The following is a 24,084-nucleotide window of genomic DNA, read 5'->3' as shown; positions in this document are numbered from 1 at the left end:
CGCCGACTCCATGCTGATGGCCCGCTTCTGCGCCCGAGCACGCAAACAAGCCGACCTACCAACGGTATCCATGCCGGACGTCTACAAGCACCCCACCATCCGAACGCTCGCAGCCGCCCTCACCAACGACGCCTTGACCGCCGCACCGGCCGGCAACCCAGCCACTCTCGCCCTATGCGAACGACGCTTCGCCGAAGTCCTGGCCGACATCGTGCACACCGAACACGTATCAGTCGACAGCCACTTCTTCAACGACCTCGGCGCCGACTCCATGCTGATGGCCCGCTTCTGCGCCCGAGCACGCAAACAAGCCGACCTACCAACGGTATCCATGCCGGACGTCTACAAGCACCCCACCGTCCGAACGCTCGCAGCCGCCCTCACCCACACCGAACCCGACGCCAAGGCCAGGCCCGCCTCGCAGCCGGCGACTCCGGCGGCTCCCACAGAGCCGCCGAGGCGGGCGCGCAACGCCGAGTTCGTCCTCTGCGGGGCGTTGCAGCTCCTGTTCCTCCTCGGCTACCCCGCCCTTACCGCAATCGTCGCGGTGAAGGGCTACGAATGGGTCTCGGCCGGCCCGGACCCGGTCGACATCTACCTGCGGGCGGTCGCGTACGGCGGCGCGATGTTCGTCGGCCTCTGCGCCCTCCCGATCCTGGTCAAGTGGGTGCTCATCGGCCGGTGGAAGCCGCAGCAGATCCGCGTCTGGAGCATGGCGTACTTCCGCTTCTGGCTCGTCAAGACCCTGGTCCAGCGGAACCCGATGGCGCTGTTCGCCGGTTCACCGCTCTACGTGCTCTACCTGAGGGCGCTGGGCGCGAAGGTCGGTCGTGGCGCCGTCGTCTTCTCCAGGTCCTTGCCCGTGTGCACCGACCTGCTCAGCATCGGCAACGGCACGGTGATCCGCAAGGATGCGTCGTTCAGCGGCTACCGGGCCCACAACGGCATCATCCAGACGGGCGCGGTAAGCATCGGCAAGGACGCGCTCGTCGGGGAGATGACGGTGCTCGACATCTGGACCTCGCTGGGTGACGGGTCCCAGCTGGGGCACTCCTCAGCGCTGCACGCCGGACAGACCGTGCCCGACGGGGAGCGCTGGCACGGCTCCCCCGCGGAGCCGGCCGACGTCGACTGTCAGCGGGTCCCCACGATGGACGTCAGCGGTCGGCGACGGTGCGTCTTCGCGACCGTGCAGCTGGTGAACCTGCTTCTGGTGGGTACGCCGCTGGCGTTCGTCATCGTGGTCCTCGCGCTCACGAAGGTCCCGCAGCTCGTCACGCTGTTGGACGCGGGACCGCTCTCCTTCACGAGCGGCGCGTTCTACCGCGACAACGCGCTGGTCGTATCCGCCGTGTTCTTCTTCGGCGCCCTGCTCGTCAGCCTCGTCTTCGTGGGAGCCGTTCCGCGCGTGCTGAACCTCTTCATCAAGCCGGACGAGGTCTACCCGCTGTACGGGTTCCACTACTGGATCCACCGCGCGATCGCCCGCACGAGCAACAGCAGGTTCCACATGACGCTCTTCGGTGGCACCTCGTACATCGTCCACTACCTGCGTTGGCTGGGCTACGAGCTTCACGACGTGCGGCAGACCGGCTCGAACTTCGGCGAAATGGTCAAGCACGACACCCCGTTCCTCAGCGCGGTCGGCAGCGGAACGATGGCCGCGGACGGACTGTCCGTCATCAACGCCGACTTCTCGAACACGTCGTTCCGGCTGTCCCGTGTGTCGATCGGGGCGGAGAACTTCCTCGGAAACGTGATCGCCTATTCCGCACAGGGCAAGACGGGCGACAACTGCCTGCTCGCGACGAAGGTCATGGTTCCTGTCGACGGGCACACACGGCAAGGCGTGGGCCTACTGGGCGCGCCGAGCTTCGAGATCCCCCGGTCGGTCAAGCGTGACGAGCGGCTCAAGGTGGAGAGCAAGGACGAGGTGCGCCGCCGCCTCGGGGCCAAGAACATCTACAACACCATCAGCATGGCGCTGTTCCTGCTGGTGCGCTGGATCCTCGCCTTCGTCGTCACAGTGCTCTACCTGGCCGCCATCGACCTCTGGGCCTCCCTGGGCGCGCTCGCGTTCGCGCTGGCCACCGCCGGGGCCTTCGTCCTCACCGTCGCCTACAACGTCCTGGTCGACCGGCTGGTCCGGCCGCTGCAGGCCTTGCGGCCGCAGGGCTGCTCGATCTACGACCAAGCCTTCTGGCGGCACGAACGCTTCTGGAAAGTGAGCTCCCTAGCCTATGTCCTCGTCTTCAACGGCACCCCGCTCAAGAACGTGATCTGGCGGCTGCTGGGTATGCGGATCGGCCGCCGGGTCTTCGACGACGGCCTCAGCGTGCCCGAGCGGTCGTTCACCACGATCGGGGACGACTGCACCTTCAATGCGGACACCATCATGCAGTGTCACTCGCAGGAGGACGGAGGATTCAAGTCGGACGGCATCGTGATCGGTGCCGGCTGCACGCTCGGTGTCGGCGCATTCGTCCACTACGGCGTGACGATGGGCGACGGCGCGGTGCTTGCCACCAGTTCCTTCCTCATGAAGGGCGAGGAAATGCCACCGCACGCGCTGTGGGGTGGGAACCCGGCCAAGGAGATGCGCGGGCGGTCGGCCGACCTTCAGGTGGGCACGATCAGCCGCCGCGACGGCGCCGCCGTGCCCGTCCACGGCGACTGACACCCGGCGAAAAGGAGAAATGAGATGTCGATCTCTTCCCGGACGGCGCTGCCCGAGGTGGACCTGCAACCCGGCAAACCGCCGGTCCTCCACACCGCTCCTGCCGACGACGCGGTGCGCTGGGCAGCCGAGAACCGCGCGGCGCTGCGCGCGGTGGTGGCCGAGCACGGATCGGTCCTGATCCGCGGCCCCGGGCTGCGCGACGCGGCCGAGACCGTCGCCGTCTTCCACCAGCTGGCCGGCACAGGTCCGATGACCGAGAGAGAGGCCTTCGCCTCCCGGCAGACCTACGCCGAGGGCGTGTACTCCTCCTCGAAGTGGCCGCCGAGCCAGCCGATGTGCATGCACCACGAACTGAGCTACCGGCTCGAGTTCCCCGGCCTGATGCTCTTCGCGTGCCTGTCCGCACCCGTCGAGGGCGGGGCGACCGGTGTGGCGGACTCGACAGCCGTGCTCGACGCGCTGCCCGGTGACCTCGTCGAACGGCTCGAGCGGGAGGGCTGGATGCTCGTCCGCAACTACAACGAGGAGATCGGGACGTCGATCGCAGAGGCATTCGGCACCGAGGACCGTGACGTGATCGAGGGCTACTGCCACGCCAATGCCATCGAGTCCGAGTGGCGATCCGATGGAGGATTGCGCACCTGGCAGCGCCGGAGCGCGGTGGTACGGCACCCGGTCACCGGTCAGCGCTGCTGGTTCAACCAGATCGCCTTCCTCAACGAGTGGACGCTCGACCCCGAAGTGCACGAGTTCCTCGTCGACACCTACGGCGCGGAGGGGCTGCCGTTCACCACCCGGTTCGGGGGCGGCGACCCGATAGGCGAGGACGTCGTGCAGTTGCTCAACGAGACGTACAAGGCCAACACCATGCGGGAGCTCTGGCAGGCGGGCGATCTGATGCTCGTCGACAACGTCCGCAGCGCGCACAGCAGGGAGCCCTTCACCGGGCCGCGTGAAGTCCTGGTCGGGATGGTCGACCCGGTACGCCTGGCCGACTGCTCGCCGACCGTCAAGGTGAACGCCGGATGACCACGTCCCCCCGTACGAACGCTCGCCCTCGGGGACCAGCCGGCGCAGGGCACAGGAGTGGGATTCCCCGGGCCGCCAGGAAAGAGTCGAGAGAAAGTAGTCCGCCGCAATGATCACCCGATTGCCGGACCTCGTTGCGAGGTCCGCCCAACGCAACTCCGGCGGGCCCGCCCTGACCGCACGGACGACCACGATCTCCTACACCGATCTGCACGAGCGGACGGAGCTCGCGGCCGCCGGACTGCGCGACCTCGGCCTCAGTAGTGGCGACCGCGTCGCGGTCTTCCTCGACAAGAGGATCGAGACCGTCGTGGCGCTGCTCGCCTGCTCGCGGGCCGGTGGTGTGTTCGTCCCGGTGAATCCCGTACTGCGGGCCGGGCAAGTGAGGCACATCCTCGACGACTGCACCGTGCGCGTACTGGTGACCTCCACGGACCGGCTGCACACCCTTCGCGCCCAGCTCGCCGCCTGCGAGTCGCTCTCCCACGTCCTCGTGCTGGGCGACTCGCTCGCCGATGACACGGAAACCCCTTACCGCGTGCTCCCCTGGTCGAAGGTCGCCGAGCCCGCGAGCCAGTCCGCGTGTCCTCCGGCGGGCGGCGTCGACACGGATGTGGCCGCGATCCTCTACACGTCGGGGAGCACCGGGGCCCCGAAGGGCGTCGTGCTGTCGCACCGCAATCTCGTGGTCGGCGCGGAGAGCGTCAGCGCTTACCTGGACAACACGGCGGAGGACCGAATCCTGGCCGTCCTCCCGCTGAGCTTCGACGCCGGACTGAGTCAACTGACGACCGGCTTCTGCGTCGGTGCCCATGTGGTGCTCGCCAACTACCTTCTGCCGGGTGATGTCGTCCGGCCGTGTGCGGAACACCGCATCACCGGGCTGGTGGGCGTACCGCCGCTGTGGATCCAACTGGCAGCGCAGACGTGGCCGTCGGAGGCCGTGACCGGGGTGCGCTACTTCGCGAACACCGGGGGGCGGCTCCCGCGCGTCACCCTGCAACGACTGCGAACGATGTTCCCGAACGCCACGCCGTACCTGATGTACGGCCTCACAGAGGCGTTCCGCTCCACCTACCTCGATCCCCGGGAGGTCGACCGGCGGCCGGATTCGATCGGCAAGGCCATCCCGAACGCCGAGATCCTCGTGGTCCGGGAGGACGGCGGCCTGTGCGGTCCGGGAGAGCCGGGTGAACTGGTGCACCGAGGCCCGCTCGTCGCGTCGGGTTATTGGAATGACGCGGAACGCACGGCCGAGAGGTTCCGGCCGCCGCCGAACCGCCCGGCCGAGCTGTGTACGCCCGAGCTGGCGGTCTGGTCCGGCGATGTCGTCGTCCGCGACGAGGAGGGCTTCCTGTACTTCGTCGGACGACGCGACGACATGATCAAGACGTCGGGGTACCGGGTCAGCCCGCAGGAGATCGAGGAAGTGGTGTACGAGACCGGCCTGGTCCACGATGCCGTCGCACTCGGCCTCGAGGACAAGGCACTTGGCCACCGGGTCGTCCTGGTCGTGACACCCTGCGATCCCGCCGGCTTCGACCCGGCCGCGCTGACCGCACGCCTGCGGCATGAACTACCCGGCTACATGGTGCCCGCCGATGTGGTGGTCCGTGGTGTCCTGCCCCGATCTCCGAACGGCAAGTTCGATCGGGCGCTTCTTCGCCACGAGCTCACCGCCTCCCGCCCCCAGGAGCCCGCGTGACCGCAGGTGCCTACGCGCACCCCACGATCAGCCGGTTCGCGATCACCGGCGGCAGGCTCCGCATCGGCAGCCTCCCGGTCGGGGTGGCCCGCTGGGCGCGCCGGTGCCACTCCGGTCTTCATCGCAGGCCGCCGGGTCTGCACGACCGATGAGGAGAAGCCAGCATGACTCGCTCGCCAGAGATCTCGCAGGCGATTTTCGAGGACGTCAAGGCCGTCGTGGTGGTGACGCTGGACATCGAGGACCTGGCCGACGAGCTCGAGCCGGAGACGGGACTGTACGGCCACCTTCCCGAACTCGACTCGCTCAGCGTCGTCAAGCTCATCGTCGCATTGCGGAAACGGTTCGGGATCGAGATCGAGATCGACGAGATCATCTGTCAGACCTTCGACACCCTCGGACAGCTCGCGGCTTTCGTGGAGTCCAAGGTGGGCTGAGAGCCGCGCGCCGGCCGCCACCGCGAGGTGAGCCAGATCGTGCGCGTCATCCTGGACGACGCCGCCCGGGTTGCCGCTGGTCGAGGCAATCTCCTCGCCGCACGCCTCATCCTCCGTGCCCATGTGTGTCCCGCGGTCATGATGGAGGTGTGGCAGCCAGCTCGCAGCCTCCGGTGCCGGGGACCGTGGACCAGTCCGGCGTGTACGCCGAGGACCTGGCGCTGTGGCGGGAGAGTTCCGGCGGCGTCTGCCGACCCCGTTGGACGAGCTGTGCCGCGCGGCCGCGGCCACGCGGACGTCCTTTTACCTGCCCCACGAGTGGCGGCCTCGCCCGTGGCCCGCCAACAAAGAGTATGTGCTCCCATTTCTGTGGCCCGGCAAACCGGCTGGTCACATCCCGCTCGGCGTTCAGTCGGAAGCCGAGGCGCAGGCCCGCGCCGTGCTCGGCCCGGCTGCCCGCCGACGGCAGCGAGGTCATCGACTTCGGTGTCTCGGCCTGCCTGCTGCCCGGCCTGATCGACACTCATGTGCACCTCGCCTTCGACGCCGGCCCGGACGCTGTGACGTCCCTGATCTCCAACTCCGACAGCGACCTGCTGACGCACATGCGTGGCGCGGCGCACTCCGCGCTGATGGCCGGTATCACCACCGTGCGGGACCTCGGCGACCGCGACTACCTGCTGCTGGACCTCGTGGAGGAACTGGCCGCCCGCCCGGAGCTGGGACCGGAGATCCTGACGGCGGGCCCTCCGCTGACCACGCCTGGCGGGCACTGCCACTTCTTCGGCGGTGAGGTCGAGGGCACCGAGGCGCTCCGCGCCGCCGTCCGCCGGCGGCACGCCCGCGGCTGCGGCGTCATCAAAATCATGGCCAGCGGCGGCCACATGACACCCGGGTCGGTACCGCCGCACGCGTCCCAGTACAGCCTGGACGACCTGCGTGCCGTCGTGGACGAGCGCACCGCCTCGGCCTGCCGGTGGCCGCCCACGCCCACGGCGTCCAGGCCATCGGCGACGCGGTGGAAGCCGGCGTCGACAGCGTCGAGCACGTCTCCTTCCTCACCGCCGACGGGATCGACCACGACCCCGGTCTCATCGACGCGATCGTCAGGAAGGGGACCTTCGTCAGCCTGACGCTGGGCATGGAGCCCGCCGAAGCCCTGCGCATGCCCCCGTCCGTGGCCGCGTTCGCCGAAGCCCTCCTGAACACGTACCGCGATCTGCACAAGCACGGCGCCAACGTCGTCATCGGCTCGGACGCCGGCATCGGGCCCATGAAGCCCCACGACGTGCTCCCCCACGCTGTGTCCGACCTCGCCCGGCTGGGCGTGTCCCCGCTGGACGCGCTCAGGTCCGTCACCAGCTCGGCGGCCCGCCTGTGCCGCCTGGAGGGCCGCAAGGGCCGGATCGCCGCGGGCGCCGACGCCGACGTACTGGTCGTCGGGGGCAACCCGGTGGACGACCCGGAGGCCGTCGTCGACGTACGGGCGGTGTTCCGCGCCGGCATCCGCGTGCGGTGAACCGGCGGTCCCCCGCGGGCGACGCCAGGCCAACGGACGTCTGGTACGGCCCAGGCCGCCGTCCCCGTCCCCGTCCTCGCGATCGGCGGAGCGCAGAGCGTCGGTGAGGGAGTGGCGACCACCATGAGGCTCTCAGGCGACGACGTGCAGTCCCTAGTCATCCCGGGCAGCGGCCACTGGGTCGCCGAGGAGGCCCCACAGGAACTGCTCGCCGCGCTCACGGACTTCCTCGCCCCCTACCGCGCCACCGCTGCGGCGAGGAACCGCCGGTAGGCGCCCATGCGGGCCCTCCGCTGTCGTCACATCCCTCCGAGCCGGCTCGTCTCACTGGTGGGCCTGCGGCGGAACAGCGGGAAATCCTGCGGGGCCGCCGTGCTCGATGGGTAATCGCGCAGATCGAGAAGCAACAGAGTGGGTAGCACGCGTGACGACAGCGCTTGACCGATACTTCGACATGGTGAACTCGGCATCCGGTGGCCAGGCCGGTCTCGACGGCCTCCGTGAGGTTTTCGCCGAGGACGTCCTGGTGATGCACAGCGGGGAGATGGTCCAGGGCCTGGAGCCGGCCCTCGAATTCCACCGGGAGCAGGCGGCCGAGTGGGCCGGGTTCCGGATCCATTGGACGGCCACGGAGCAGACGGACGGATCCCTCGCGGGCACGTGGAGCCAGGCCGGCCTGGACCCGCGGGGCGACGGATGCACCGGGAGCGGCCGCGTCGCCGCGACCCTGGACCCGGACGGACGGATCTCCCGGCTCCATCTGACCCTGACCGGTGGCTCGGACCACGCCCGCGTCCTCATCGCCAAGCACCTCGAGGTCTGGATGATCCCGGACCAGGCCGAGCGCGCCGCAGCGATGGAGGACATCTACACGGAGAGCATCGCGCTCATGGAACCCGACGACCTGTTCGTCGGGCGAGAGGCCGTCAACGACTACATCAGCGTGGTGCAACGCAAGGCCCCGCCCCTGTACGGCCGGCTCGTGAGCCATTTCCAGAACCGGGAATTCATCCACTGGGTCTGGGACTTCGGGTTCCCCGGCGGCAAGTCGGCACGGGGATCCGAAACCCTTCACCTCGACGGCGACCGGATCGAGAAGGTCGTCATCTTCAGCGCCGACCACGACGTCGTCGTCGAGGGCACCCGCTAGGCCGCCCCCTGCCGGCGGCTCCACTTCGCCGGATGGATTCGCCGACCGGAATGCGTCCGGTGGACGGCCTCGGACGTCTCATGTCGGTCAGGCCAGGAACGCCCCTGAAGGGTCACCCGGCCTGCCGCATGGGGCGGGAAGGCGCCGACTCCTATCCGGTCCCGGCGCAGCGCGCGCCTGCGTGCCGGTAGCGCAGAGTGCGGACGGCCACCAGCGGCGAGTGCCGGGCTCAGCCGGTCAGCAGCAGGCCGATCCCGGTCAGCAGGGCGGTGCACACCAGCGCCGCCATCACCAGGACGGTGCCCCTTCCCGCGCCGCCGCGCCTGAGAACGAGAGCCAGTGGACCGACTGGAGGGAGTTTGCGCTGCACGACAGCCTCCTTGGCGTGTCGACGAGTAGGGGCGGACGCACTTCAGGGGTCTCAGGGAGCTTCCCGTCGTAGCGCGTCCCGTAGCCGCAGGAGTTCGCGACGGCGGCGCTGCGCCCGGACGAGGACAAGTGCCGCCGCGGCGACGAGGACGGCACCCGTCGAGGCAGTGGCCAGTGTTCCGGCCGCGGTGACGCGTGCCGCGGCCAGTGCCGTCCCCGCCACGCCGGTCACCACGGTGACCAGGAGGGCGAGCCACGCCCCCAGCACCCGGTCCCGGGCGAACAGGGGCCGGCGCCTGCTCAGCACCCAGCCCGCGAAGGCGGCCCAGGCCAGCCCGACGGCGATCAGCGCGGCAAAGGCGGCCCGGGTGCGCGCGGGAAGGGGATCCGGCTCGGTGGCCCACAGCAACGCGACCAGTGCCGCCGCGGACGCTCCCGCCAGTCCCACCGCCACGTGGCGCATCCGGGAGCCCAGCGAGGCCTCCGCGGCGAGCGCGCGCTCGAGTTCCCTCGGCACATCCCGCCGGGCTGCGGGGTCCTGCTCACTCATGCCTCGTCTCCCCTCTCGGCAAGCACGCTCCGCAACATGCGGCGGGCGCGGTGCAGCCTGCTCTTGACCGTGCCGGGCGGTACGCCGAGCACCTCCGCGCAAGCGGCCAGAGGAAGATCCTGAAGATGGAACAGGATCAACACCTCACGCTCCAAGGGCGGCAGCCCGCTGAGGCCGGCCTCCACCTGCATCCTGGTCAGCACGTCCCCGAGACGCTCGTCGTCATCGACGCCGGTGCCCGGCTCCTCCATGGGCACCTCTGACGCCCGGTACACCTGGCGAAGGTGATCGGCGACCGCGCGCCGGGCGATGGTGAAGAGCCAGGGAGCGAACCTCTCCGGCTCCCGCAACCGCGGCAGCCCGCGCACCACGGCGACCCACGCCTCCTGGACCAGGTCGTCCGCCAGGTGCGCCGAGCCGACCATGCCCCGGACGTAGCGCCACAACGGGTCGTGCCACAGGCGCACCAGCTCGAGGAACGCCTCCCGCTCCCCGAGCTGGCACCGCACCACCAGCAGACCGTCGCGTCGCCCGTCCCCGCTCACCGCACCTCCCTGTCCTGCGTCCCCGTCACCAAGACAGTCGGCATCCGGCGGAGAAAGGTTCACAGGACCTGGCACCGAAAGCGTGCGACTGCGCGGACTGACCGCTCGGGATGCGCAGAAGCCGCTGCCGATCGCGGACGCGGTGCACATGGTGATCCGCCGGCTCAACAGGGCGCCGACGGCGGTTTCGACGGAGGCGCCGATGACGACAAAGCCGTCAGAACGCCCGGCTGCGTGCTTCGTTGCCACATTCTTGCGGGCTGTCCGGTCTCCGTGGGTGCAGGCTGCATGACAGGGCAGTCTGCGTCAGCACGGTGATCGGCCGTGCTGCGCGGTGGCCGTCGGCTCGATCGGCACGGGCCCGGCCCACCCGAAGCGCCCGTCCCAGCGGTGGAGGCGGGCGCTTTGCGCTCCACGGGACACTCCGGCCGGCCGCCGGCGGCACGCTCGCCCCTCTCAACAGGCCCATGAATCGGCGGCATTGAGAGCGAACGGGGCAGGACGCCCGCTAGCCTCGCCGAACGAGGATCACAGCGGGGAGCCTGCTGCTGGGCCTGCTGTTCGGGGCGGCGACCGCGCTCGCGAACGTCATCTCGTCGCCCTACACGCGGTGGGGGATGCCGCTGCACGGCACCGGCCTGGCCAAAGCCGCCAAGGTGCTCGGTCTTCTGATGGACGCGGGCTGGTGCTGGGCGGCGCTCGGGGTGGCGGCGGGCTGGCTCGGTGCGTCATGGGGCCGCGGCGTGGCGGCCGCGATGTCGGCTCTGTTCTCGGCCACGGTGGGCTACTTCGTGACGGAGTCGGCCGCCGGCACCGATGCGATGTCGGCGATCGTCGTCTGGCTGGCGGTCTGCGTCTTCCTCGGGCCCGCCCTGGGAGTGATCGGGGCGGCCATCAGGAGGCCCGGACTGGTCGGCCTGCTCGCTGCCCTGGTGGTTCCCGTGGGCGCCGCGACGCAAATGGTCGTCCTGCCACCCCGGCCGCACCTCACCGTGACGCCGGGGATCCTCGCCGCCGAGATCATCGTCTGGGCGGGCGCCGTACTCGGCGCCGCCTGGGCCCTCCGTCGCTTCTGGGTCACGCGCCGTACCGTTCCGGCTCCGTGACGGGCCGTCTCCTGACGCTCCGGCTCCCGACCGGCTCCACACGCCGGGTCACCCGGTCGGCCTGCTGATGTGTACGTCGCGTCACACAGGGTGATTCTTGCTGAGGGCTCGCCGCTGTCCACCACGGCTTCTCTCTGCCGACGCCGGCAGCTGCCGCCCGTAGCGGACCCTTTCCTGGAGGTGACGTGTTGTCCGGAATGGCCACATCTCGGACGGTGTGGGCGATGGCAGCGGGCGTGGCCCTGGCGTTCGGTGCTCTGGCAGGTGCCGCGCATGCGGGGAGCGCCGACGCAGGCGCCGCCCCACTCGTGAAGCCCGGCGCTGGAACCGCCCTCGCCGACCCGTGCCTGCTGCTCCCCTACCTTCCCGGGTACTGCCCCAGCCGCCCGGGGTACCACGGGCACCCGGGGCGCCCCGGGATTCCCGGGCCACCCGACCCACCCGGCCTGCCCGGGCCTCCTGGGCCACCCGGAGCCCCGGGAGCGCAGGGCCCCGTCGGTCCCGCCGGCCCGGCGGGTCCCCAGGGCGAGACCGGACAGCAGGGACCCGTCGGTCCCGACGGCCCTCAGGGACCCGTCGGACCGCAGGGGCCGCCCGGAACCGCCGCGGCCCACGGCCTGGTGGACTTCCCCAACGACGGTCAATTCGTGCCGCCCGCCGGGGTCACCTCGGTCTTCGTCCAGGCATGGGGTGCCGGCGGAGGAGGTGCGGGAAGTGACGTCAACGCCGGACCGGGCGGCGGCGGCGGGGGCTTCGTCTGGTGCGTCCTCCCCGTCCAGGTGGGCACACCGGTCACGGTGGACATCGGCACAGGAGGAGCAGGCGGACCCGAGAACGCGAACGGCCAGCCAGGCGCGCCCAGCACGGTGGACAACGGTCTCGGCGGCGTCGTGACGGCACAGGGCGGCCTGGCTTCCACGAGCAATGCCGGCGGCACGGGCGGCACCGGCTCCTGCCCCGGCCAGGGCACGGTCCGGCAAGGTGCAGTCGGCGGGGCCGGCGGGGGCAGCATTCCGGGCCTGGGTGGTCGTCCGGCCGTGGACGGCATCATCCCGGCGCCACCGGGCGCGGGCATCGGCGGCAACGGCGCCCCTCACGCTCCCCCCAACGAGCGAGAAGGCCTGCCCGGCGGCCCCGGATACGTCGTCATCTGGTGGTAGACCGCGGAGGGTCCGGCGCATCGCCCGGGGCGCCGGGCCCTCCCCACCGTGAGCCGACATCGGGTCCGCCGGTCACCCGTACGGCACGATCACCGAGCCGCCGCGTCGCGGCCGCCCCAGGATCGACTCGTGAGCCCGGCCGGCGCGCACAACCACGCTGTCGTCGCGGCGCGCAGGGGCACGGGCAGGTGAACTCTGCGCCTTCGAGGAGGCCGCCTTGGGGCACGCCGTCGGCGACGTGCTCGGCCTGGCCGCCGGTGTCGCGGTCAGCCCGCTCCCCATCGTGGCGATCATCCTGATCCTGGCCACCCCGCAGGGACGGCTGAACGGCACGCTGTTCGCCGTCGGCTGGCTCCTGGGCCTGGCCGTCCTCGGTGCGATCATGCTGGCGGTGGGCGGTCCGGGCGGGGCGTCCACGTCCCACCGGCCGGCCACGTGGGTCGGGGCGCTCAAGCTGGCGCTGGGTGTCCTGCTCCTCCTGTTCGCCGCACGGCAGTGGCGGGGACGTCCACGCGACCCCGCACAGGCGCGGCTGCCCGCGTGGATGGCGGCGATCGACCGCTTCACCCCGCCGAAGGTGCTGGGCCTCGGGCTGCTGCTCTCGGCCGCGAACGCCAAGAACGCCCCGCTGACCATCGCCGCCGGCGCCTCCATCAGTTCGTCGGGGATCCCCGTGCCGCAGCAGATCGGGGCGCTGGCCGTCTTCGTGGTCATCGCGTCGCTCGGGGTCCTCGCCCCGCTCGCCGTGTACCTGTGCATGGGCGAACGGGCCAAGGGCATCCTCGCGGGCTGGCGGGACCAGGCCGCCCGGCACAACGCGGCCGTCATGGCCGTCCTGTTCCTCGTCCTCGGCCTCAAGCTCCTGGGGGACGGCATCAGCGGCCTGGTTTGAGGCCCCGCTGCGAGGCCCCGCAGGCCCGAATCCGGATTCGGGTCCAGCCACGCACACGGCCGGCCGCCCGGGCACTTGGTGACGCGGCCGTCGCGGAGCCCGCCGGGCCACGTCCCGGCGTCGCCGGTGCGCCGCAACCACTCGATCGCGTCGGCCCGGCCGGTCGGCATGGCGTCGGGCGGCACGGTCATGCCCTTGCTGCCGCGCAGCGCGCCCACCGCGTGGGTCGCACATCCGGCGTCGCGCCGCCGTCGGCGCCGGTCCTCTTGTGCGCGAAGTCGACATATCGGTCCGCGACGTCGGCGAGTTGCTCGCAGCGGATCGACGCACCGCATCGCCGCACTTTCGTCACCCCCTTAACCGGTGATACGTTCTTGTCGGCCCTGGTGCCCCGAGGACGTCCCGGGGCATCAACCGAGGTCACGGGGCAGCCGGCCCGGAGGCCCACCCTCACCCTTCTCGACGTGTGGTTGCGCACATGTGTCGCCGCAGTCGGGCGCGCACCTATTCAGCGGATGTGAAAACGATGAAGAAGAAACTTCTGGCGGTGATCGCGGCTGGAGTTCCGCTGGTCGCGGCGGTGTACCTGCCGACCGCTTCGGCGGAGAGCCGCACTCCCGCCTCGGCCGCACCGTCCACCTGCGCCTCCATGCCGGTGCCGGCCCCGGCCGGTACCGAGGTGGAGGCCGTGACGGCGGTCCGCGACCCGGGCGGCACCATCAAGGGGACCGGCATCCTGCAGGGCGAGGTCACCGGCGTCCCGGCCTTCTGCAAGGTGACCGTCACCCTCACTCACCCGGGCGAGGACGACCGCGCCACGGTGACCACCTGGTTGCCCGAGAAGGGCTGGAACGGCCGCTTCCAGGCGCTCGGCGGCAGCGCCTACCTCGCCGGGGACAACGGTGTCGGGATGGGCACCGCCGTCAAGACCGGCTACGCGGCGACCACCACGGACGCCGGCGTCGGTGACGCCCTCGACGTCGGCTGGGCGCTGAACAGCGAGGGCGGGATAAACACCGCTCCGCTGAAGAACTTCGCCTCCCGTTCACAGCACGAGGCGGCGGTAGTCGGCAAGGAGGTCGTCGGCGCGGTCTACGGCAAGCGCGCCGCCTACGCCTACTTCACCGGCTGCTCCACCGGCGGACGCCAGGGCTACATGGAGGCCCAGCGCTACCCCGACGACTACGACGGCATCCTCGCCGACGCGCCCGCCGTCAACTGGGACGAGTTCGAGGTCGCCACCCTGTGGCCGCAGGTCGTCATGAACAACGAGAAGACCTACCCGGCCGACTGTGAACTGGACGCGTTCACCAACGCCGCCGTCAAGGCCTGCGACTCGCTCGACGGTGTCAGGGACGGCCTGGTCAACGACCCGGAGCGCTGCGACGTCGACCCTCGCAAGCTGATCGGCACCAAGGTCGTGTGCCACGGCGAGGAGCTGACCATCACGGCGGCCGACGCGGCGGTGGTGCGCAAGATCTGGGACGGCCCGCACACCGCCTCGGGCAGGAAGCTGTGGTCCGGCGTCCCGGTCGGGGCCGACCTCAAGGGCCTCGCGGCCACCACGACCGAGCCCGACGGCACCGTCAAGGGCAACCCCTTCCCGGTACCCGCCGCGTGGGTCCGGCTCTGGCTGGAGAAGGACCCCTCCTTCGACCTCTCGAAGATCACCTACCGTCAGTTCACCCAGCTGTTCGAGCAGTCCCGGGCCGAGTACGACAAGGTGATCGGCACGGACGACCCCGACCTGTCCGGCTTCCGCGCCTCCGGCGGCAAACTGCTGACCTGGCACGGCCTGGCGGACCAGTTCATCCCCGCCCAGGGCACCGTCGCGTACCGGGAGCGGGTCGAGCGGAAGATGGGCGGCGCCAAGCGGGTCGACGACTTCTACCGCCTCTTCCTCGCCCCGGGCACCGACCACTGCGGTCTGAACGGCAGCGACGGCTCGGCCGACGGCCTTGCCGCGCTGACCGCCTGGGTCGAGCACGGCAAGGCCCCCAAGACGCTGCCCGCCACCCTGGTCGGCGCCTCCGGCAAGAGCGTCACCCGTGACCTGTGCGGCTACCCCGAGGTGTCCCGTTACAAGGGTCATGGAGACCCGGACATCGCCTCCAGCTTCCGGTGCGTCCTCCCGCGCCGGCACTGACACCGCCACCACCCGTCCGACCCGACCGAGAAAGGCCGAACACCATGAGTACGCAGACGGCGACTCCCCCGACCCGGAGAACGACGGGGGAACGTTCCTCCCTGCTGAGGCTGTACCTGGGCCGCGGCGTCCTGGCCGTGGTGTGGGCCCTGGTGTTCGCCGGTGCCCATGACTCCGTCGATGCCCCGGCGATCACGCTGCTGGTCGTCTACCCGCTGATCGACGCCGTGTCCTCGCTGATCGACCACCGCGCCACCCCCGACGGCTCCGAGCGCCGGGTCACAGCGTTCAACGGCGTGTTGAGCGCCTGCGCCGCCCTCGCCGTCGGCATCGCCGGAGCGGGCGGCGTGGAACCCGTGCTCCACGTGTTCGGCGCCTGGGCGGTCGTCTCCGGAGCGGCCCAAGTGGTCGTCGGCCTGCGGCGGCGCGGCTCCGAGCTGGGCAACCAGTGGCCGACCCTGATCTCGGGCGGACTGTCCTTCCTGGTCGGTGTGTTCTACAACGTCCAGGCCGTGGGCGACGACCCCTCGCTCGACGTGCTGTCGACGTACGCCACGGGCGGCGGGGTGTGGTTCATCCTCCAGGCCCTGCTGCTGGGCTGGAAGAGCCGCCGGCTGCGCACCCGAGCCGCCTGACGGTCGCACGGCTTCCGTCACCGGCCCGCGTCGATCCCGCAAGGGACACCAAGGCCGTCGAACGCCCTGCACCGAGAACGGGTTCCGGCCCGGCGGTTCCCACCGCCGGGCCGGAACCCGTGTGTCTCCGGGCGTCGTCGGCTCAGTCGTACACCCAGGACCCTTGTAGCCGTAGGAATCCGTGGAGTGGTAGTCCGTGCACTCCCAGTACTCGTAGTCGTACGCCCGGCAGTCACTGTCGCCGCCGTAACCGGCGGTCCTGGTCTCTGGTGGGGCGCCAGGGTGGACACGGCGCTCGTCTGTGCGGATGCGGGGGCGGCGAACGCCGTGGTGGGGATCAGTGCGCCCCCTGTCGCCAGGACGGCGGAGGCCGTGAGGATCGCGAGCCGGCGGCACTCCTGGCGACTGCCGGCGCTGCCGACTGTCACGCCAAGGCCACAGATTTCCCTCTCCTGGCCACATGACCCGTTCCCGGTGATAGCTTCCACCGGCCACTTGACCTTGCCTTTACGCACCCCAGGGGGAACCGAGATGACCACTCCGCCGCCGCCCGGCAGCAACCCGTACTCGCAGCAGCAGCCGCCCACCCCGTACGGAACCCAGGGCGGCAACCCGTACAGCGTGCCCGGCCCGCCGGCGCCCGCGCCCCGGCGCCCCCGGAGCGTCAAGGGCGTACTCAAGGGAATCCTCAGCGTGGTGGTGATCGGGGTCGTGGCCTACGGCGGCTACACCACCTGGTTCGGGGGCGCCGCGACCGCCGACGCCGGCGACTGCCTGCACGCTGGGAACGCGGCGGCCACGGGCGTGATCTCCGTCGGGGACCCGGAGTTCGAGATCGTGGACTGCGGCGACTCTAAAGCCCAGTTCAAGGTGGCCGACCGGCAGTCCGGGACGGACGGGACCTGCGAGGAGCAGTACAGCCGCTACACCCAGGGCGGTTCCGGCCGGGACTTCACGCTCTGCCTCGAACGGCTGAAGTAGACACGCCCGGCCACCGCTGAGCCGCCTCCCGGCCCCGGTGACGTCGCGTCAGGCGATGCGTACCGTGGTCGGGATGCGGATCCTCCACCTGTCCGACATCCACATCGGCCCCGTCGAGGGGCCCAACTCGCGCGGGATCGACGCGCGGGAGTCCCTGCGCCGGATGCTCGCCGCCCTCGACTCCGTCCCGGACGTCGGCGCCGTCGTCGTCAGCGGTGACGTCGCCGACGACGGCTCCGCTGAGGCGTACACCGCCGCCCGCGGCATGGTGCGGGAGTTCGCCGCGGCCCGGCCGGCGCCCGTGGTGTTCTGCACCGGCAACCACGACGAGCGCGGCGCGTTCGCCAAGGTGCTGGGCAGCGGCCATCTGGGAGCCGACGGCGGCGACCTCGCGACCGCCGTCGTCGACTCCCCGGAGGGCGAGCGGGCGGCCGTCAGCGTGATCGGCGGGCACCGCTTCGTCACCCTCGACTCGCTCGTCCCCGGCAAGGTGTACGGCCGGGTCGGCCCGCGTCAGCTCGGCTGGCTCCGCGAGGTGCTGGCCGAACCCGCCCCGCACGGAACGGTGGTGGTCCTCCACCACCCGCCCGTCACCCTCGACGTGGCGACCCAGAAGGCCCTCGGGCTGCAGGACGGGGCCGCGCTGGCGGACGCGCTGCGCGGCACGGACGTACGGCTCGTCCTGTGCGGCCACTTCCACCTGCAGCTCTTCGGCCACCTCGGCCCGGTCCCGGTGTGGGTGACGCCGGGGGTCCTCAGCCGCATCGACCTCACCGGCCCGCAGGGCACCGAGCGGGCGGTACGCGGCGCCTCGGCGACCCTCGTCGACCTCGGCGGCCCGTACGCCCCGCTCTTCCACGTGCTGCACGCGCGCGACCCGCGGGCGGGCGAGACGGTGTACGAGCTCGACCCCGACCAGCTCCGCTCGGTGGTGCAGCGGCTGGGCCCCGGCTCCTGATCAGGGGGTGACCAGGACCTTGCTGACCAGCGGCAGGTGGTCGGAGGCCGTGGGGTCGGCCTGCACCACGCGGGTCACCAGCGGCTTGACGTCGCGGGTGGTGTAGATGGCGTCGATGCGCTCGGTCGGGGCCTCGGCGGGGTACGTCGCGCCGTCGCCCCGGCCGTGTGCGGAACGGGCCCACGCGTCGGTGTAGCGGGACTGCAGCGGCTGCGACTCGGGGGCGGCCGGCAGGGCGTTGAAGTCGCCGACGAGGACGGCCGGCTCCTTGTCGCCGATCAGGTCGACGATCTGCGGGGTCTGCTGGAGGCGGTCCGTCTGCGAGCTGGCCGCCAGGTGCGTGCAGTAGAACTGGACGGACTTGCCGCGCACGTTCAAGGTGGCGTGCAGCAGCCCGCGCTGCTCCTGGCCGGGCGACTTGTAGAGCCAGGTGTTCTCCGACGCGGTGATCGGGTAGCGGGAGAGGATCGCGGTGCCGTACTGGATCCGGTGGTCGCTGCCGGCCGGGGGCGCGTTGTCGATGTTGGCGCCGAAGACGACGTGGTAGCCGAGCAGCTTCGCGAGGTCGGCGGCCTGGTCGGCCCAGTCGCTGCGCGCGGAGTAGTGGTTGTCGACCTCCTGCAGGCCGACCACGTCGGCGCCGCTGCGGCGGACGACGTCCGCGATCCGCCGGACGTCGAGCACGTCGTCGGTGCCCTGGGCGTGGTGGATGTTGAACGTCATCACGTCCAGCACGCGGGCGCCGCGGCCCTCGGCGGCCGGGGCCTTGCCCGTGGTGGCGGCGGCGGTGCCGGTGGTGGTGGCGGCGAGCGCGAAGACGACGGCGAGTGCGGACACGGTCCGGCGCAGCATGACGAAGGTCCTCCAGGGACGGTGACAGGAACGATCACGATCGTGGTCGGGGCTCCTGGCGGACGCGTGACGGGCAGATGAAGAACGCCTCCCCTCCCCGGTGCCGGACGTCACGCCCCGTTCAACCCTCCGACCTGCGCGTCTGGTTGGAGCCCGGCCGGGAAGGCAGGTTGACCCTCGACCTGGTGGAGGGGGCAGAGTCCCGGGTGTGGAGAACGACATGCGCAGCATCGGTGAGCTGGCCCGGGACAGTGGACTGGGAGTGAGCGCACTGCGGTTCTACGACACCGCAGGGGTGCTGGTCCCGACCCGGGTGGACCCGTCGAGCGGCTACCGCTGGTACGGCCCCGAACAGCTCGAGGAGGCCAGGCTGCTGGCCCGGCTGCGCAGGACCGGCATGCCGCTCGCGGACGTCCGCCTGGTGCTGGCCGGCTGGTCCGGCGAGGACACCGGACTCGTCCGGAAGCTGCTCGAGGCGCAACTGCGCCGTCTGGAACGGGGGCTGTCCGACGCCCGCGCCGAGTTCTCCGCGATCCGGGCCCTACTCGACCGCAAGGAGAACCCCATGTCCACTCCCGTCGCTGACGGCGCCGTCCGCCTGACCGTCCCCGCGTCCGCCCTGGCCGCCGCGCTGGACGCGGTCCGCTTCGCCGCCGGCACCGATCCCGAACTGCCCGTGCTGGGAGGTGTCCTGTTCGACGTCGAGGACGGGACGCTCCAGGTCGTCGCCACCGACCGGTACCGGATGGCGGTCGCGCGGACCGCCGTCACCGGTCACGGCGGTCCCCGCAGGCAGGTCCTCGTGCCGTCGCCGCTCGCCGACGCCATGCGGGCACTGCTGGCCGGCGGTGACGCGCCGGTGGAGTTCACGGTCGAGGGCGACCGTGTGACCCTGGCGGCCGGGGACCGTCAGGCGGCCGGTCGCTGCCTCGACCACGACTTCCCCGACTACCGCCGCATCGTGCGCCTGCCGGAGGGACGCCGTGTCCCCGTCGAGGTCCCGGCGCTGCGTACCGTGCTGGAGACCGGTCCGGTCCGCGCCGGCGAAGTGCGGGAGCAGGACGGGAAGTCCCCGGAGATCAGCGTGCTCACGGTGGCGGCCGACGGCTCGGTGGGGGTGTGCGGGGACGGCGACGAGGGCCCGGACGACGTCGCCGTCAACCGCGAGTACCTGCTCCAGGCCCTCGCCGCCGGAGCCCCGGACCGGCTGGTCCTTGAGTTCGGCGCCCCTACGGCCCCCCTGGCGATCCGCCACCCGGACGCCGACGGCACGTTCTCACTCCTGATGCCGGTCCGCCTGGACGCGTGACCCTGGCCGCCTTCCGGACGGTGGTCGTCGTACCACCGTCCGGAAGGCGGGTGGTACGACGACCACCGGCTCGGCAGCGGGCCCCGATCGCGCTGCCGATGGTGACCCCGGGGCCACGCTGCCCGGAGCCCGTCCGCCGGTCCCGGCACATCACCGCACCGTGTGGGCGTATGCGAAATCGCAACCGTCGATCCGGCCTCCTGTGCAACCCGGCGGTGCCGCGGCGTAGTAGTGAGAGGCGAGCGATCAGCGCCTCCGTCGGCCGAGGCCGTACGCACGAGGTTCGTCAACCAGCGAGGAGCGTCACGTTGTCCGGATTCAGAGGTGTCCCCATGGCTGCTGCACTGCTGGGCGGGGTCCTGTTGCTGACGGGGTGCACCGGTTCCTCCGGCTCCGACCCCGCTGCCCGTACGGCCGCTTCGCCCGCGCGGAGCGCGTCGGCCCCGGCGGAGGCGTCGGCGAGCGCATCCGCAAGCGCCTCGGTGAGCGGCACTCCCTCGGCGTCGCCCTCCCGTTCCGTCCCGCCGGCCACCCCGACGTCCTCGTCCCCTTCCACCGCCGGCACGCGGAAGGCACCCGCCTCCGTCCCCGGCTGCCGCAACCTGGCCGCCGGCGGGGAGGTCAAGGCCGCGGTGACGCGGGCGTACCAGCGCGGCTTCCCGCGCTTCGCGCACATCGAGCCGGAGCCGCAGCGGTTCTTCTACGGCCAGTGCGGCACCGTCCGCTACGCGGCCACGCAGTTCCAGCCCACCCGGGGCGCGACCGAGGGCGAGCTGGTGGGCCTGCAGGACGAGGGGAGCGCGATGAAGTACTTCCGCGCCGCCTCCGGGGGCGACTGGAGTTACGTCGCCACCGACGGCTTCCCCCCGAGCGAGGGCGGTTGCCGCGCCATCCCGCAGATCCCCCGCGCCCTGGCCACGGCCTGGCGGAACTGCTCCGTCGCGCACTGACGCGCGCCCGCCGGGCGGGGCGGCGGCGAGGACACCGCCCTGCCCGCCCCCGGGCGGCACGACAGGAACGTCACCGGTACGGCGCAACCCGCCGGAGCCTCCGGCAGGCGAGGACACCGCAGGTCACGACCGGCTTCGCCCGTCGCACTCCGGCCGGCGGCACGTCGTCCCGCCATCGCCCCGAATGCCACGAATGGGTAGATTTCCAAGGACCGCCCTGAGGCGTGGGCGGACAGGACTTCGGCCCGCTGGAGGCCGCCGAGGAACGGGGAACCGACGATGGCCACCGACTCACCCGTGCAGCTCGGCATGATCGGCCTCGGCCGCATGGGCGCCAACCTCGTGCGCCGGCTGATGCGCGACGGCCATCCCTGCGTCGTCCACGACCTCAACCGCGACGCCATGCTGGAACTGGAGAAGGAGGGGGCCACGGCCGCAGCCTCCCTCGAGGACTTCGTGGCGAAGCTGGCACCCCCGCGGAACGTGTGGCTGATGGTCCCCGCGGGGGTCGTGCAGTCGACGCTCGACGAACTGACCGCCCTGCTGGCGGCCGACGACACCGTCATCGACGGCGGCAACTCCTACTACCGCGACGACATGGCCCGCGCCCGGCAGCTCGCCGGCCGGGGGATCCACTACGTCGACTGCGGGACGTCCGGCGGCGTCTGGGGGCTCGACCGCGGCTACTGCCTGATGATCGGCGGCGAGGACGAGCCGGTGGCGCGGCTGGACCCCATCTTCCGCACCATCGCCCCCGGCCGCGGGAACGCCGAGCCCACGCCCGGCAGGACCCGGACCGACGGCACGGCGCCGGAGGGCTACCTGCACTGCGGTCCCAGCGGCGCCGGCCACTTCGTGAAGATGGTCCACAACGGGGTGGAGTACGGGATGATGGCCGCCATCGCCGAGGGCCTCAGCATCATCCGGCACGCGGACGCGGGGCTCGGCCGCAGGACGGTCGACGCCGAGACCGCGCCGCTGCGCGAACCCGAGGCGTACCAGTACGAGATCGACGTGGCCGAGGTCGCCGAGGTGTGGCGGCGCGGCTCCGTGATCGGCTCCTGGCTGGTCGACCTCGTCGCCGACGCGCTCGCCCGCTCACCGCAGTTGGACCAGTTCACCGGCCGGGTCTCGGACTCAGGGGAGGGCCGCTGGACCGTCCAGGCGGCGATCGACGAGAGCGTGCCCGCGCCCGTCATCAGCGCCTCGCTCGCCGAGCGGTACGCCTCGCGCGGACTCGGCGAGTTCGGCGACAAGGTGCTGTCCGCGATGCGTGGCGAGTTCGGCGGCCACGCCGAGAAGACCGGGTGAGGCCGCCATGTCCCACGCTTCCCCCTCCCCCAGTCACGGCCCGGTCCCCGAGGACCACGTCGTGGTGCTGTTCGGCGCGACCGGCGACCTCGCCCGCCGCAAACTGCTGCCCGGGCTGTTCCACCTCGCCAAGGCGGGACTGCTGCCGGCCCGCTACCGGATCGTCGGCTCGGCACCGGCCCAGAGCACGCTGAGCGACGAGGAGTTCCGCAAGCACGCGCGGGACGCGGTCGCCGAGTTCGGCCGGTCGAAGCCCCAGGGCCGGGCGTGGGAGGAGTTCGAGGCCGCGCTGTCGTTCGGCGCGTGCGACCCCGGCGCCGCCGGGCCGCTGATCGCGGCCGTGCAGGAGGCCGAGCAGGCCATCGGGGGCAGCCCGCGGCGCCTGTTCCACCTGGCGGTGCCGCCGAGCGCCTTCACCTCCGTGGTGGAGACGCTCGGGGCGAGCGGCCTGGCCGGGAACGCCCGGGTGATCGTGGAGAAACCCTTCGGCACCGACCTCGCCTCCGCCCGCGCGCTCAACGCGTCGATCCACGCCGTCTTCGACGAGTCCCGGGTCTTCCGCATCGACCACTTCCTCGGCAAGGAGTCGGTCGACAACATCCTCGCCCTCCGCTTCGCCAACGGCCTCTTCGAGCCGGTCTGGAACCGCGACCACATCAGCCACGTGCAGATCGACGTGCCGGAGAGCATCAGCATCGAGGGCCGCGCCCAGTTCTTCGAGGGCACCGGCACGTTCCGGGACATGATCGTCACGCATCTCTTCCAGCTGCTGGGATTCATCGCCATGGAGCCGCCCACGGCGCTGCAGGCGCAGTCCCTGCGGGACGAGAAGGAGAAGGTCTTCGAGTCCCTGCAGCCCGTGGACCCGGCCCATGTCGTCCGCGGGCAGTACGAGGGGTACCGGTCCGAACCGGGCGTGGACCCGAGGTCGGACACCGAGACGTTCGTCGCCCTGCGCGTGGGCATCGACAACTGGCGCTGGGCGGGGGTGCCGTTCTACCTGCGCTCGGGCAAGTCGCTGGCCGAGGCGCGGCACGTCGTGACGCTCGGCTTCCGGGAGCCGGCCCTGCGCATGTTCCCGCTGGCAGCGCGCGGCCACGCCGGGGCCCGCAGCAACGCGCTGGTGATCGACTTCGACGACCCGGGCCGGATCACGGCCTCGTTCCTGGTGAAGGACCCGGGCCCGGCCATGCGCCTGAGCCGGGCGGAGATGGTCTTCAGCTACGCGGAGTCCTTCAACTCCCTGCACGCGCTGGAGGGCTACGAGCGCCTGCTGCTGGACGCGATGCTGGGCGACCAGTCGCTGTTCACGCGCTCGGACGGCATCGAGCGCCTGTGGGAGGCGTCGACGCCCCTGCTGGAGAACCCGCCGCCGGTCGAGCCGTATGCGCCGGGATCCTGGGGCCCGGACAGCGTCCGCCGGCTGATCGCGCCGTACCACTGGAGCCTTCCGCACCGGAAGTGAGCGGCAGGCGTCCGGCTGCCCGGCGTACGGTGGCGTGTTCCAGTTGCTGGCCTACGCATCCGACCTCAACCCCTGGAAAGGATCTGGTCCAGCCTGCGACGCACCAGCCTGGCCAACATCGCCCTTGCCGACTACACGCAACTGGTCATCGCAGTCCGCCGAGGCCTACGCCAGATCCAGTACCGACCCACCATCATCACCGGCTGCCTCATCGGCACCGGCCTTGCCACAAACCCCGGCGACATAGGCACATAGTAGGTGGGTTAACTGGTTGACCTGCGAGAACGGGTGGGACAGTGCTTGGCAGGCGGTGTCCCACTGTCCGGCGACCACCG

Annotated in this window: 22 protein-coding genes and 1 pseudogene; 19 read left to right on the top strand and 4 right to left on the bottom strand. The window is 71.4% G+C overall.

Features of this window, described 5'->3' with window-relative positions; translation table 11 throughout:
* From ACFZAU_RS37395 to ACFZAU_RS37360, 8 genes and pseudogenes are all read left to right on the top strand, one after another.
* Window positions 1-2,677, top strand: a 2,677-nt coding sequence (locus ACFZAU_RS37395) for a Pls/PosA family non-ribosomal peptide synthetase (RefSeq protein WP_500555905.1), incomplete at its 5' end; no start/stop codon positions are given.
* Between the two features lie 24 nt (window positions 2,678-2,701).
* Window positions 2,702-3,709 (top strand): TauD/TfdA family dioxygenase, encoded by a 1,008-nt coding sequence (locus ACFZAU_RS37390; protein WP_500555904.1) that lies wholly within the window; start codon window positions 2,702-2,704, stop codon window positions 3,707-3,709.
* A gap of 109 nt (window positions 3,710-3,818) precedes the next feature.
* Entirely contained in the window at window positions 3,819-5,414 is a 1,596-nt protein-coding gene (locus tag ACFZAU_RS37385) for an acyl-CoA ligase (AMP-forming), exosortase A system-associated (RefSeq protein WP_500555903.1), read from the top strand.
* Window positions 5,411-5,566, top strand: coding sequence for a hypothetical protein (locus tag ACFZAU_RS37380; RefSeq protein WP_500555902.1), 156 nt, complete (start codon window positions 5,411-5,413; stop codon window positions 5,564-5,566). The genes ACFZAU_RS37385 and ACFZAU_RS37380 overlap by 4 nt, the downstream gene beginning before the upstream one ends.
* A 12-nt stretch (window positions 5,567-5,578) precedes the next feature.
* Window positions 5,579-5,851, top strand: a complete 273-nt coding sequence (locus ACFZAU_RS37375) for an acyl carrier protein (RefSeq protein ID WP_500555901.1) — start codon at window positions 5,579-5,581, stop codon at window positions 5,849-5,851.
* Window positions 5,852-6,204: 353 nt separating this feature from the next.
* A pseudogene (locus ACFZAU_RS37370) lies at window positions 6,205-7,370 on the top strand (metal-dependent hydrolase family protein).
* A 123-nt stretch (window positions 7,371-7,493) separates the two neighbouring features.
* Complete coding sequence (locus ACFZAU_RS37365; protein ID WP_500555900.1) at window positions 7,494-7,643, top strand: alpha/beta fold hydrolase; 150 nt, start codon at window positions 7,494-7,496, stop codon at window positions 7,641-7,643.
* Between the two features lie 151 nt (window positions 7,644-7,794).
* Window positions 7,795-8,520, top strand: a complete 726-nt coding sequence (locus ACFZAU_RS37360) for a hypothetical protein (RefSeq protein ID WP_500555899.1) — start codon at window positions 7,795-7,797, stop codon at window positions 8,518-8,520.
* Between the two features lie 229 nt (window positions 8,521-8,749).
* On the opposite strand, the gene ACFZAU_RS37355 is transcribed toward ACFZAU_RS37360, so the two are convergent.
* The 3 genes from ACFZAU_RS37355 to ACFZAU_RS37345 are packed head-to-tail and all read right to left on the bottom strand — an operon-like array spanning window position 8,750 to window position 9,984.
* Complete coding sequence (locus ACFZAU_RS37355) at window positions 8,750-8,890, bottom strand: hypothetical protein (RefSeq protein ID WP_500555898.1); 141 nt, start codon at window positions 8,888-8,890, stop codon at window positions 8,750-8,752.
* A 51-nt stretch (window positions 8,891-8,941) separates the two neighbouring features.
* On the bottom strand, window positions 8,942-9,439 hold the full coding sequence (locus tag ACFZAU_RS37350) for a transmembrane transport protein (RefSeq protein WP_500555897.1): 498 nt from the start codon (window positions 9,437-9,439) through the stop codon (window positions 8,942-8,944).
* Window positions 9,436-9,984 carry an RNA polymerase sigma factor gene (locus ACFZAU_RS37345; protein WP_500555896.1) on the bottom strand — a complete coding sequence of 183 codons (549 nt, stop codon included), beginning with the start codon at window positions 9,982-9,984 and terminating at the stop codon, window positions 9,436-9,438. Before ACFZAU_RS37345 ends, ACFZAU_RS37350 begins: the two co-directional genes overlap by 4 nt.
* Window positions 9,985-10,601: 617 nt before the next feature.
* Here ACFZAU_RS37345 and ACFZAU_RS37340 point away from each other — a divergent pair.
* The 7 genes from ACFZAU_RS37340 (at window position 10,602) to ACFZAU_RS37310 (ending at window position 17,862) form a co-directional block, all read left to right on the top strand.
* Window positions 10,602-11,090: a hypothetical protein gene (locus tag ACFZAU_RS37340; RefSeq protein ID WP_500555895.1), complete on the top strand. Its 489-nt coding sequence runs from the start codon at window positions 10,602-10,604 to the stop codon at window positions 11,088-11,090.
* A 197-nt stretch (window positions 11,091-11,287) separates the two neighbouring features.
* The gene (locus ACFZAU_RS37335) at window positions 11,288-12,250 is read left to right on the top strand and encodes a glycine-rich domain-containing protein (protein WP_500555894.1); all 963 of its coding nucleotides are present in this window, start codon (window positions 11,288-11,290) and stop codon (window positions 12,248-12,250) included.
* A 217-nt stretch (window positions 12,251-12,467) separates the two neighbouring features.
* A complete protein-coding gene (locus ACFZAU_RS37330) occupies window positions 12,468-13,142 on the top strand; it encodes a GAP family protein (RefSeq protein ID WP_500555893.1) in 675 nt (224 codons plus the stop codon).
* A 526-nt stretch (window positions 13,143-13,668) separates the two neighbouring features.
* Window positions 13,669-15,288: a DUF6351 family protein gene (locus ACFZAU_RS37325; RefSeq protein WP_500555892.1), complete on the top strand. Its 1,620-nt coding sequence runs from the start codon at window positions 13,669-13,671 to the stop codon at window positions 15,286-15,288.
* A gap of 44 nt (window positions 15,289-15,332) precedes the next feature.
* Window positions 15,333-15,923 (top strand): DUF308 domain-containing protein, encoded by a 591-nt coding sequence (locus ACFZAU_RS37320; RefSeq protein WP_500555891.1) that lies wholly within the window; start codon window positions 15,333-15,335, stop codon window positions 15,921-15,923.
* A gap of 531 nt (window positions 15,924-16,454) precedes the next feature.
* A complete protein-coding gene (locus ACFZAU_RS37315; RefSeq protein ID WP_500555890.1) occupies window positions 16,455-16,904 on the top strand; it encodes an LppU/SCO3897 family protein in 450 nt (149 codons plus the stop codon).
* 73 nt (window positions 16,905-16,977) lie between these two features.
* Entirely contained in the window at window positions 16,978-17,862 is an 885-nt protein-coding gene (locus tag ACFZAU_RS37310; protein ID WP_500555889.1) for a metallophosphoesterase family protein, read from the top strand.
* Here the strand turns inward: ACFZAU_RS37310 and ACFZAU_RS37305 are convergent, their stop codons facing one another.
* Window positions 17,863-18,714 (bottom strand): endonuclease/exonuclease/phosphatase family protein, encoded by an 852-nt coding sequence (locus ACFZAU_RS37305; RefSeq protein ID WP_500555888.1) that lies wholly within the window; start codon window positions 18,712-18,714, stop codon window positions 17,863-17,865.
* Between the two features lie 220 nt (window positions 18,715-18,934).
* Here ACFZAU_RS37305 and ACFZAU_RS37300 point away from each other — a divergent pair, with 220 nt between their 5' ends.
* From ACFZAU_RS37300 to zwf, 4 genes are all read left to right on the top strand, one after another.
* Window positions 18,935-20,023 carry a DNA polymerase III subunit beta family protein gene (locus tag ACFZAU_RS37300; RefSeq protein ID WP_500555887.1) on the top strand — a complete coding sequence of 363 codons (1,089 nt, stop codon included), beginning with the start codon at window positions 18,935-18,937 and terminating at the stop codon, window positions 20,021-20,023.
* Between the two features lie 332 nt (window positions 20,024-20,355).
* Window positions 20,356-20,973 carry a hypothetical protein gene (locus ACFZAU_RS37295; RefSeq protein WP_500555886.1) on the top strand — a complete coding sequence of 206 codons (618 nt, stop codon included), beginning with the start codon at window positions 20,356-20,358 and terminating at the stop codon, window positions 20,971-20,973.
* 279 nt (window positions 20,974-21,252) lie between these two features.
* Window positions 21,253-22,284: a phosphogluconate dehydrogenase (NAD(+)-dependent, decarboxylating) gene (gene gnd / locus ACFZAU_RS37290; RefSeq protein ID WP_499604041.1), complete on the top strand. Its 1,032-nt coding sequence runs from the start codon at window positions 21,253-21,255 to the stop codon at window positions 22,282-22,284.
* A gap of 7 nt (window positions 22,285-22,291) precedes the next feature.
* Window positions 22,292-23,749 (top strand): glucose-6-phosphate dehydrogenase, encoded by a 1,458-nt coding sequence (gene zwf / locus ACFZAU_RS37285; protein ID WP_500555885.1) that lies wholly within the window; start codon window positions 22,292-22,294, stop codon window positions 23,747-23,749.
* Window positions 23,750-24,084 lie beyond the last annotated feature (335 nt).

Source organism: Streptomyces sp. NPDC008238 (assembly GCF_042956445.1).
GTDB lineage: Bacteria > Actinomycetota > Actinomycetes > Streptomycetales > Streptomycetaceae > Actinacidiphila.
This window is presented reverse-complemented; position numbering and strand designations above follow the sequence as displayed.

Bases quoted from the DNA above. Each gene is read 5' to 3' on its own strand.
- ACFZAU_RS37390 (WP_500555904.1), top strand. From the start codon at position 2,702: ATGTCGATCTCTTCCCGGACGGCGCTGCCCGAGGTGGACCTGCAACCC.
- ACFZAU_RS37385 (WP_500555903.1), top strand. From the start codon at position 3,819: ATGATCACCCGATTGCCGGACCTCGTTGCGAGGTCCGCCCAACGCAAC.
- ACFZAU_RS37375 (WP_500555901.1), top strand. From the start codon at position 5,579: ATGACTCGCTCGCCAGAGATCTCGCAGGCGATTTTCGAGGACGTCAAG.
- ACFZAU_RS37365 (WP_500555900.1), top strand. From the start codon at position 7,494: ATGAGGCTCTCAGGCGACGACGTGCAGTCCCTAGTCATCCCGGGCAGC.
- ACFZAU_RS37350 (WP_500555897.1), bottom strand. From the start codon at position 9,439: ATGAGTGAGCAGGACCCCGCAGCCCGGCGGGATGTGCCGAGGGAACTC.
- ACFZAU_RS37340 (WP_500555895.1), top strand. From the start codon at position 10,602: ATGCCGCTGCACGGCACCGGCCTGGCCAAAGCCGCCAAGGTGCTCGGT.
- ACFZAU_RS37335 (WP_500555894.1), top strand. From the start codon at position 11,288: ATGGCCACATCTCGGACGGTGTGGGCGATGGCAGCGGGCGTGGCCCTG.
- ACFZAU_RS37325 (WP_500555892.1), top strand. From the start codon at position 13,669: ATGAAGAAGAAACTTCTGGCGGTGATCGCGGCTGGAGTTCCGCTGGTC.
- ACFZAU_RS37320 (WP_500555891.1), top strand. From the start codon at position 15,333: ATGAGTACGCAGACGGCGACTCCCCCGACCCGGAGAACGACGGGGGAA.
- ACFZAU_RS37315 (WP_500555890.1), top strand. From the start codon at position 16,455: ATGACCACTCCGCCGCCGCCCGGCAGCAACCCGTACTCGCAGCAGCAG.
- ACFZAU_RS37310 (WP_500555889.1), top strand. From the start codon at position 16,978: ATGCGGATCCTCCACCTGTCCGACATCCACATCGGCCCCGTCGAGGGG.
- ACFZAU_RS37305 (WP_500555888.1), bottom strand. From the start codon at position 18,714: ATGCTGCGCCGGACCGTGTCCGCACTCGCCGTCGTCTTCGCGCTCGCC.
- ACFZAU_RS37300 (WP_500555887.1), top strand. From the start codon at position 18,935: ATGCGCAGCATCGGTGAGCTGGCCCGGGACAGTGGACTGGGAGTGAGC.
- ACFZAU_RS37295 (WP_500555886.1), top strand. From the start codon at position 20,356: ATGGCTGCTGCACTGCTGGGCGGGGTCCTGTTGCTGACGGGGTGCACC.
- gnd (WP_499604041.1), top strand. From the start codon at position 21,253: ATGGCCACCGACTCACCCGTGCAGCTCGGCATGATCGGCCTCGGCCGC.
- zwf (WP_500555885.1), top strand. From the start codon at position 22,292: ATGTCCCACGCTTCCCCCTCCCCCAGTCACGGCCCGGTCCCCGAGGAC.